Genomic DNA, 7,011 nt, shown 5'->3' with positions numbered 1-7,011 from the left:
ACGCCTGAAGTGGTGGACCTTCCGGTCTACGGCAGGGAATCCCGATTCAACGAGCACTGTCCCGCCGTAGGCCCAGGCAGGACCTGGAATCCATATCCAAAAAAGCACACATTTTGTCGCTTAACCCCCATCGTCTCCCGTACCAGCGCGTTCGTTGGAATTATTTCAGATGACCACTTCGACGACTTGGTAAAACGTTACGAGAAAGCGCAGAAAGCCTGGGCCGGGACCAAAATAGTTCGCGGAACCGGGAACCTTTTGCAGTCGAACCGGTCAGCGACAGCGTGCCCTGCTACGAAACCTTAGCGTGACTTATATTCATAGGTATAGGGCACATTTAGCGTGCTTTCTGGTGTGTGGTAGGTCTCGCCCATGTATCGCCGCTCTCTTTGCTCACTCCCTGTTTCCACCACTGCAGATGCCAGTCTGGCGAGAAAAATAAACGCACCCCCGCCCGTACGGAAAATGCGAATACGCGGGGTGTTTTTCTGGTTTCATGGACGTTCGCGGTGGGGGTGCTGTGAATTCTATATCGACATCCGTTATACCTATTCACTAGAATAGATAGCTATCTACTGCTGGAAATACCATGTCAGTGGCACTTTTACACCAGATTCAGGAAGCTGGTTGTTTTTATCAGTTTCTTCTGAAGCAATTATGAGGAGTAAATTAATGGCCGAATCATCTCGGCGTTTACGTAAGTCAACGTCTACTGGCATCGCGGCGACATCCGCGATCGCGCTCGCACTCGGAGGCTTGAGCGTCGTCGCCCCTGGCCCGCTGGCGCCGCACGCTGTGGCCGCCACCATGTCCGGCGGTATCCGCGAGAAGTCCGGCGCGGTGGAGAAGGACGCCCAGAAGGCCTCCGACCTGCCGGCCGGCTCGTGTGTTATCGAAAGTGTCGAGCCGGATGGCAGTCAGGCTGGTTTCAGCTGGAACACCCTGGAACCAAGCGGGAGCAGCCCCTCGAAAACCCGGTGGGGCTTGAGTGTCTCCTTCGATAACTCGAAGGACCGCACGTTCGCTGATTGGAGCTTTACCAATTCAGGGCTGTTGGGGGCAGTTCTCGATACTGGACAGGTTCCCTCTATGGGAGCCGGTCAGACCTTTCTTGGTAACAATGTCACTGACAAGGCTGACGAAAACCTCGCTATTACCGCTTCTAGGCAACAACGAAACCTGAACCTCACTGCGAAATTGACCGACGCGAAAGTCAAGCAGTTCGCTGAGGCCACTGCCGCGAACCCGGTACGTTATGCGTGGCAGAGTAACTACACGAAGGACAATCCTAATGGCCCCAAGGCCACCCAGGGTTCAAGTGCAACTTTCACGGCTGTCGTAAACCCCTGGCCGAGCGAGAACATCGAATGTAACCCGATCACGGTGTCGTGGGAGGATTTCGGACAGCACGTCATCGTCCCTGGTGATGAAACCAAGGTCGGTAAGATTAACATTCCGGATGTGGCCAACGGTGGCACGGATGACTCCATGGGCCGCATGGTCGTGGAGGCCTACGACGGCAACGGCAAGTTCATCGGCACCACGGACCCAGCGTCGTCCGGTGGTAAGCAGCTCCTGCGTATCGACGAAGCGACCGGAGAGATCTACTTCACCTGGCCTGAGTACCGTGGAACCGACCTGGCAACTGACAAGAACGTGAATTTCTCCGTTCTGGCAAAGCCGCGTAGCGTGGACCAGCTCCAGGCCGCTGGTGAGAACAACAATGAGTTTGGCACCACTCAAGTCTTCGACAGCTCCAATTCGCTGACCCGTTACAACAAGGCGAACGTCATCGACTCCAAGGCCTTCTCCTTGGATGACACGGAGTACCACTCTCCGAAGTACGACAAAACGGATGCTTCGATCATCTCCGGCGTTGATAGCGCGACCGGTCCGCTGGCTACCGAGCCGCAGAAGGTCACCTTCACCCAGACCCCTGACCTGATTAAGGACCTGGCGAAGAAGAAGGGTGAAAAGGGGTACGAGGCCAAGGTCGAGCTTGACGAGAAGTACATTTTCGACGGCTGGACCGTCGAGATGGACGACGACTACAACGTCACCGTCACCGCTCCGGAGAACCCGAAGCCGGGTAGCTTTGCGCAGCCAAAAATCACTGTCGAGTACTCGAACGGCTCCACAGACGTACTCCAACTCATGGTGGTCGTTGACCCGAACAACACCCAGGTCACCGACCTGGTACGCCCAGGCCTGACCAAGGGCAAAATCGGTGAGGATCTTACCGCTCAGGTGGGCACCAAGTCCATCATGAAGGGCCACAAGCCAGTCCACCCGGCCAAGTTTGAGATCGACCAATCCACTGTTCCTGAGGGCTGGACTGTTACCGTCGATGAGACAGGCAAGGTCACCGCAAAGGCGGATGACTCTGTTGCACCGGGGACCGTCATCACCCCGAAGGTCAAAGCGACCTACCCAGACCAGACCACGGATGAGATCGAGACTCAGTTCCAGGCGATCGTGGACATCAAGATCCCGACCTACGACACGGTGACAGGTCAGCCAAATGCGAGCGTCAGCCTTACTCCTGAGATCCCAGAGCGCGGCCTGAGCGGTAACACGAACGACGAGGCCCCGACGCGCTACACCTTCGAGGACGGCACCAACCAGACCACCCTGACCAGCAAGGATGGCAAGACCTGGACCGTCTACGTTGACGAGAAGACTGGCGAGATCACGACCACGATTCCGAAGGGTGCGCAGGAAGGCGACATCCTGAACGTTCCGGTTAAGGCTCATTACAGCGATGAAGGCAAGCAGAAACCGCAGACGGTTGTCGGCACTGTCGTCGTCATCAAGGGAGACCTTGAGGCGAACTACAACGTTCAGGTCACTGCTCCGGGCCAGGAAGTGAAGCACCAGGTTGCGGACACGCCGGACGGCTCCAAGTTCTCCTTCGGAACCAAGAATGGCAAGCCGGTTCTTTCTCAGGAAGTCAACGGCTGGAAGTACACGGTCGACCCGAAGACCGGTGAAGTTTCCTCCACCCCGCCGGCGGATGCCAAGCCAGGCGACAAGAACACCGTCACGGTAACGGTTAACGCCCCGGGTGGTTTGACGACTCAGACACCGGTTACCACCGTGGTGAAGCTGACCAACAACTGGGAGTCTGAGCCGGTTGTTCCGTCGCAGACGGTCTACCCGGGTGGTACGGCGACCTCGCCGATTGGCGTCGAGAAGCCTGCAGAGATCAACCTTCATCCGGACAAGCCGTTCACGATTGATCCGAAGGGCCTCGAGGCCACAGGTGAGAACAACGAGTTCGGTAACCCGACGTACAAGGTGAAGACGGCAAATGGCGACTGGATCGTCGGCCTGGATGACAAGGGCAACGTCATCTCCACAGCTCCGGAGACCGCGAAGCCGGGTGACAAGATCGATGTTCCGATCATCGTGACCTACGAGGACGGCTCGAAGGACAACACCACTGCGACGGTCAACGTCATCGACGTTCCGGAGCGTGAGGAACCGTTCAAGGTCGAGTACAAGTATGACGACTCCATCCCTGCTGGCGAGTACAAGGTTGAAACCAAGGGCGAGCCAGGCGCAGCGAAGATGCACAAGGACGGTACTTGGGAGCAGACCAAGGCACCGGTCAACGAGGTTGTCCTCATCGGCACCAAGCCTGCCGAGAGCGCCAAGGACGTCAAGTGGACGTTCCCGATTCCGTACCCGACCGAGGTTCGCGAGAACCCGGAGCTCAAGCCTGGTGAGATGAATGTTGTCCAGGAAGGCGAGAAGGGCGAAAAGACCTACACCGCTAAGTTCACCTCCAAGGGCGCTAAGGCACAGGTTGCTGAGGATGAAACCACCAAGGAACCGGTCACTCGCATCATCGAGGTTGGCCCGGGCATCCCTGATCAGGAACTGACCAGCAAGAAGACTCAAGAGGTCCCGTTCGAGATCGAGTACGTCTACGACGACACCCTCGAGTCCGGCAAGCAGGTTGTCGACGATGAGGGTGTCCCGGGTGAGCAGACGATTACCTCCACCCAGAAGATCAAGGACGGCAAGCCGGACGGCGAGCCGAGCATCAACATCGAGCAGACGAAGGCCCCGAAGAAGGCCAAGATCCGCATCGGTACCAAGACCACCGGTGAGAACACCGAGACTTACAAGGCTGAGGCTCCGTACAAGGTCGTCGTTAAGTACGACCCGAACATGCCTGCCGGTGAGTCCAAGGTGACCACCAAGGGTGAACCAGGCGAGAAGACGGTGACGATCAAGCGTGACATCACCAACTCCAAGCCGGGCGATCCGCAGATCACTGAGGAGATCACCAAGAAGCCTGTTGACGAGGTCATCACCGTCGGCACCAAGCCGTCCGAGACCTCCGAAAAGGTCACCTGGACTGCTCAGGTTCCGTTCGACGTTGAGACCCGTCCGAACCCGGAGTTGAAGCCGGGTGAGATCAAGGTCGTCCAGAAGGGCGCGCCAGGCGAAAAGACCTACACCGCTGACTTCTCTGCCAAGGGTGAACAGGCAACTGTGACCCCTGAGGAGAAGCAGACCAAGGATCCGGTTAGCCAGATCATCGAGTACGGTCCTGCGGCCGAGGACACCTCTGTGGTGACCAAGACCGAGAAACCGGTTCCGTTCGAGACCGAGATTGTCTTCGACAACACCCTTAAGGAGGGTGAGCAGGTCGTCGATGAGCAGGGCGAACTGGGCACCGAGGTGGTTACCTCGACTCAGAAGATCAAGGACGGTAAGCCGGACGGCGAGCCGACCGTGACCACTGAGCAGACCAAGGCGCCGAAGAACGCCAAGATCCGCGTTGGCACTAAGACCACCGGTTCTACTACCGAGACCGTGGAGTCTCCAGTTCCATTCGGTGTGAAGATCGAGTTCGATCCGAACCTGCCTGCTGGCACCTCTGAGACGGTCACTGAAGGTAAGCCGGGTAAGAAGAAGGTGACGATCGAACGCGACATCACCAACTCCAAGCCAGGTGACCCGAAGGTTTCCGAGGAGATCACCGAAAAGCCGGTTGACCAGGTGATCAAGGTCGGCACCAAGCCAGCCGAAGCGCCTGAGGTCACCAAGAAGGTCACCTGGAAGGCGCCGCTTCCGTTCGACGTTGAGACCCGTCCGAACTTGGCGCTGAAGCCGGGCGAGATCAAGGTCGTCCAGAAGGGCAAGCCGGGTGAGACAACCTACACGGCTGACTTCACCGCAAAGGGCGACCAGGCTTCCGTGAAGCCTGAAGAGAAGCAGACCAAGGATCCGGTCAAGGAGATCATCGAGTACGGTCCGGGTCTCAAGGACGGAGATCTGATCAACCGGGTGAAGAAGCCGGTTCCGTTCGAGACCGAGGTCATCCTCGACGACACCCTTGAGTACGGCACGCAAAAGGTTGACCAGCAGGGCGAGCTTGGTGAAGATGTTGAGACCTCCACCCAGAAGATCGTCGATGGTAAGCCTTCCGGGGATCCAAAGGTCACCACTGAGCGCACCAAGGAGCCGGTCAAGCAGATCATCCGCGTTGGTACGAAGAAGACGCCGACTGATCCGGAACCGTCGATTGAAGCAAAGGAAGTCAAGCTTCCGTTCACCACGAAGATCATCTACGACGAGACGCTTGAACCAGGCGAGGAAGTCGAGGATCAGAAGGGTGAAGACGGCAAGGTTGAGGTGACCGTCGAAAAGGGTCAGCCTTCCGTGAAGACGACCAAGGAGCCGGTCCAGCGCATCGTCCGTGTTGGCACCAAGCCGCCGGCTGGTCAGGAGTGGAAGGAGCGGATCCCGTTCGAGGTGAAGGTCAAGTTCGACCCGACCATTGAGGCCGGAAAGCACAAGGTTGAGCAGGAAGGCAAGCCTGGCCTGGTTCACCACAAGTCTGACGGCACCGAAGAAACGCTCGTAGAGAAGCAAGATCACGTCATCCTCATCGGCACCAAGAAGCCGGCCGACCCGACTGACCCGGAGAACCCGGATCAGCCTGAGCAGCCGACGCCTGGTGGCGAGCTAGACATCAAGGTCCGCTACACCACCCGGATTGTCTACGACCCGAGCCTGAAGCCAGGCGAGGAAGTCGAAGACGTTGCGGGTAAGGACGGCCGCTACACCATCAAGGTTGTCGACGGCAGCCCCGTCGCCGAGATGGTGGAGAAGCCAGTTGAGCGCGTTGTTCGCGTTGGCACCAAGCCACCGGCGGGCACCAGCTGGACTGAGGAGGTCGCCTACGACTACGAGGTCGTTGAGGACCCGAACCTCGAATCGGGCAAGCACGAGGTTGTGCAGCCGGGTAAGCCTGGTCAGCGCATCCATAAGGAAGACGGCAGTGTCGTCGAGGTTGCTCCGCAGAAGCTGATCATCAAGGTCGGCACGAAGAAGAACCCGACTGACCCGAGCGAGCCTTCGAATCCGAACGAGCCTTCGACTCCTGCAGAGCCAGGCGCCAACGCCTCGTCCGAGAAGGCGAAGCGCTGCGCTGCGAACGCGTTCGCGGTCAACAGTCCGCTGCTGTGGCTGCTGCCAATCGGTCTGCTTGCTGGTATCGGCTACGGCGTGAACGAAGCGTTCGGCCCGCAGCTGCAGCAGGCTGGTGCTGAGCTGAACGCCCGCTTCCAGGAGTCCATGCCAAAGCATGACTGGGGCCACGGTCAGCAGGGTCGTCGCCACGAAGACCCGGAGTGGGTCCGTGAGTTGCGTGCGAAGGCAGACGCCGTGAACCGTCAGTTCGCTGGCTACGGCGAGCAGCTGCGCCCGCTGGGTATCGCGCTTGGCACGATTGCCGCGGTCAGCATGCTGGGTGTTCTGATCGCCCAGGCCTGTGAGGAGGACGGCTTCAATAACGGCCTGACCATCCTCGGCTCGTCGAAGGGCGACACGCCTGCCGACAACGCCAAGCCTGGTTCTTCTGAGCAGAAGTAAACCGCGCAGAGCCGAATGAAAGGCGCCACCCACACCGGGTGGCGCCTTTTGGCGTTCCGCGCACTTGGAGGGTTTGCTCAGCGTTCACCCAAAATTGCGCCAACCATAACCGGAATGTCT

Annotated in this window: 1 protein-coding gene; it reads left to right on the top strand. The window is 58.5% G+C overall.

The window, feature by feature from the left end:
• The first annotated feature begins 672 nt into the window (after positions 1-672).
• Positions 673-6,891, top strand: a complete 6,219-nt coding sequence (locus JMN37_RS09340) for a G5 domain-containing protein (RefSeq protein ID WP_252931931.1) — start codon at positions 673-675, stop codon at positions 6,889-6,891.
• Positions 6,892-7,011 lie beyond the last annotated feature (120 nt).

Origin of the sequence: Corynebacterium lipophilum, assembly GCF_024102595.1 — a bacterium.
Lineage (GTDB): Bacteria > Actinomycetota > Actinomycetes > Mycobacteriales > Mycobacteriaceae > Corynebacterium > Corynebacterium pseudogenitalium.
The sequence above is the reverse complement of the archived record's forward strand: the minus strand, read 5'-3'. Positions and strand labels throughout refer to the sequence as shown.

Excerpts from the sequence above, each read along its gene's own strand:
- JMN37_RS09340 (WP_252931931.1), top strand. The coding sequence starts at position 673 with ATGGCCGAATCATCTCGGCGTTTACGTAAGTCAACGTCTACTGGCATC.